We start from the raw sequence: 2,650 nt of genomic DNA, 5'->3' as shown, positions 1-2,650 counted from the left end.
TCTATGATATAGAAAGAATAGCTGGAAAGATAATATATGGTACAGAGAATGGAAAGGATCTTTTGTCATTAAAGGATTCTATTAGAAAGTCTTTGGAAACGTATAAACTTCTAAAGGAACATCAAGAATTAAAGAAAATTTTTGAACTTGATATAGAAATTCTTTTAGATATTTACAATAATATAGAGTTGATTATCGATGTTGAAGCACCTTTCTCAGTGAGAGAAGGTGGTATAATTAAAGATGGTTATAATTCTGAATTAGATGAGCTTAGAAGAATATCTAAACTCGGTAAGGATTTTATACTTGAGATGATTGGGACAAGGATGTTTGCAGGAGCATTCGCAGTTATAGCAGGAGTTCTCAATATATTCATACTAATGATAAGTGAAATAGAGGAAAGGAAAAGCAGATATGCACTAATGCTAGCAGTAGGAGCGAGAAGGAAGCATATATTTATTGATTTAGTTATTAGATATCTGTTTGACATAATAGCTGCCGCCATTCTCATGATTATTTCATTTAAGAGGGTAAGTGCAATGTTTAATCTATCGGATGAGGTTTACTTTGACTATACAGCTATAATAGCTGTATTTATTGCATCAGTTGCTCTTCTCGTTATGGTGTCAGCATTAGGCGTAAAATATATAGAGAAGAAGCCTATTCAAATACTGTTGAAAGAAGGTGGAAACGGATGCTAGGCGATGTCATGCATAGAATCATCAAAGAGCGGAAAATCTACATTTTGATAATATTTGAGCTACTAATATGCTTCACGGTTACAACTTATGGCTTAGACCATTATTTTTCAGGTCGAAAAGCACTTGGTAAGATGGATGCTGATTTAGGTGAATACTATTTGCAGCTTAAAATAAATTCGAATGGAAAAAACGTAGATGATACTGGATTTACACCAACAGATCAGGAGATTGCAGAACTGCGTGCAGTGTCGCATGGAACTATGATGATTTCTGCATATACAAATGAGACGGGATTTCAAGGTGAAACTCCGATTGAATATAACAATATTTTTTGTTCAGGGTTAGGATTAAGAGGAAATGAAGTATATGCATCAAGCACACTAATACATAAGCTTAGTAAGTGCGATGTGTTTTCAGATGATATTTCTTTTAAAGAAGGGTCTTTGATATATCATGGACGAGAATACAAAGTGCGATGTATGCCAAGGCAAATCAGAAACCGCAAAATTATTGTGGATGAACATGGTAAATATATTAAGCTATCGTCTGGCATAGTATTTCCGCTAGATAATTCTCAGGCATATTCTGATTACAGAGATTCAAAAAACGACAATTACTTTAGTACAAATATATCTTTTAATAAAGGTGTTTTGGACGAGAATGGTAAAGTGCTTAATAGAGTATTTAAGAAACTCGCCTATATTGACGGCGGCAAGCATACATTTATCCTTCAAAACACTCGCAAGGAAGGACAACGTCTAAATCAATATATAGGACTTATTCCTTCTTATCTAGGGAAAATGGGACTTGTAATGTTGCTGATAGTCAGCCTGGGGATATTTGGAAATCTAAAGAATATACTTAGGCGTCGCAAGAAAGAAATTGCAATCAGGATGGCATTAGGTGAACAAATTCCTTGCATGTTGAATGCATTTGTTGTTGAGTTTTCAATTGTATTTTCAATAGGGACACTGCTTGGGGTGATACTCGGAGAAGTGCTCAGAAATATATATTCATTTGATGCAATGTTTACGATTGGGTTCTCTTATTGGACTTTAATTATATCTTTTGCGTGGGTTCTTATAATCGTTGCAATAAGCACTTTGACAGTTTTTATGAAAATAAAAGATAATTTACCTAGTGTTATTTTAACGGAGCAAGAATAGATGATAAAGATAGAGAATTTAGTAAAAAAATATGACAATGGATTTACTGAAAATGTAATATTCAACGGATTTGATGTCGCAATTGAAGATGGTGAATTCGTTGCTATACATGGTAGATCAGGCTGCGGCAAAAGTACGCTTCTTAATATAATAGGATTGATAGATAGTATGTCAGAAGGCACATACATACTTGATGGCAAAGATATATCTAAACTCAAGCCCAGCGAATATGCAGCGATACGCAATCGCGATATAGGGTTCATATTTCAAGCATTTCATTTGCTTCAAGATGAAAGTGTTATATACAATGTTAGCTTACCTATGAAATATGCAAAGGTCGATAAAGCAAGCCGTAAAGAACGAGCGGAAGCATTACTAAAGCTAGTTGGATTAGAAGGAAAAGAAAATAACAAGGCTTTACAGCTATCTGGTGGTGAAATGCAGAGAGTGGCTATCGCAAGGGCTTTAGCGAATAATCCTAAATATATTCTCGCAGATGAACCTACTGGCAATCTCGATATCGAAAATCGCGATATAATTATGGATTTACTAAAAACCATTAATGAAAAAAATGGCAGCACTATAATAATGGTTACACACGATGAAGAGTTGCTTAAATACGCAGATAGAGTTATAAATCTCTAATATAGAGCGTGTATTTGGTTTAAGTTGATAAAATGAATTAGTGAGGAGCTGGAAGATTGCCTGGCTCCTCACTATATTTAATAAGCAATAATTATATAAGTATAACTGCCCCTACCCCTCATACTTAAAACTATCCAT

At 34.3% G+C, this 2,650-nt stretch carries 3 protein-coding genes; all 3 read left to right on the top strand.

Features of this window, described 5'->3' with window-relative positions; genetic code table 11:
• Positions 1–701: ABC transporter permease (locus tag Q7O90_RS00805; protein WP_330667017.1), on the top strand; the 701-nt coding region annotated here is incomplete at its 5' end.
• Complete coding sequence (locus Q7O90_RS00800; protein WP_304126272.1) at positions 695–1,867, top strand: ABC transporter permease; 1,173 nt, start codon at positions 695–697, stop codon at positions 1,865–1,867. The genes Q7O90_RS00805 and Q7O90_RS00800, both read left to right, overlap by 7 nt.
• On the top strand, positions 1,868–2,512 hold the full coding sequence (locus Q7O90_RS00795) for an ABC transporter ATP-binding protein (RefSeq protein WP_297968298.1): 645 nt from the start codon (positions 1,868–1,870) through the stop codon (positions 2,510–2,512). It begins immediately after the preceding gene.
• Positions 2,513–2,650 lie beyond the last annotated feature (138 nt).

The sequence above is a fragment of the Mogibacterium diversum genome, from assembly GCF_938028775.1.
Taxonomy (GTDB): domain Bacteria; phylum Bacillota; class Clostridia; order Peptostreptococcales; family Anaerovoracaceae; genus Mogibacterium; species Mogibacterium diversum_A.
Note: the sequence above shows the minus strand (reverse complement) of the source record. Positions and strands in the feature narration are given on the sequence as shown.

What these genes read in the sequence shown, in the direction of transcription:
- Q7O90_RS00800 (WP_304126272.1), top strand. Translation starts at nt 695, where the DNA reads ATGCTAGGCGATGTCATGCATAGAATCATCAAAGAGCGGAAAATCTAC.
- Q7O90_RS00795 (WP_297968298.1), top strand. Translation starts at nt 1,868, where the DNA reads ATGATAAAGATAGAGAATTTAGTAAAAAAATATGACAATGGATTTACT.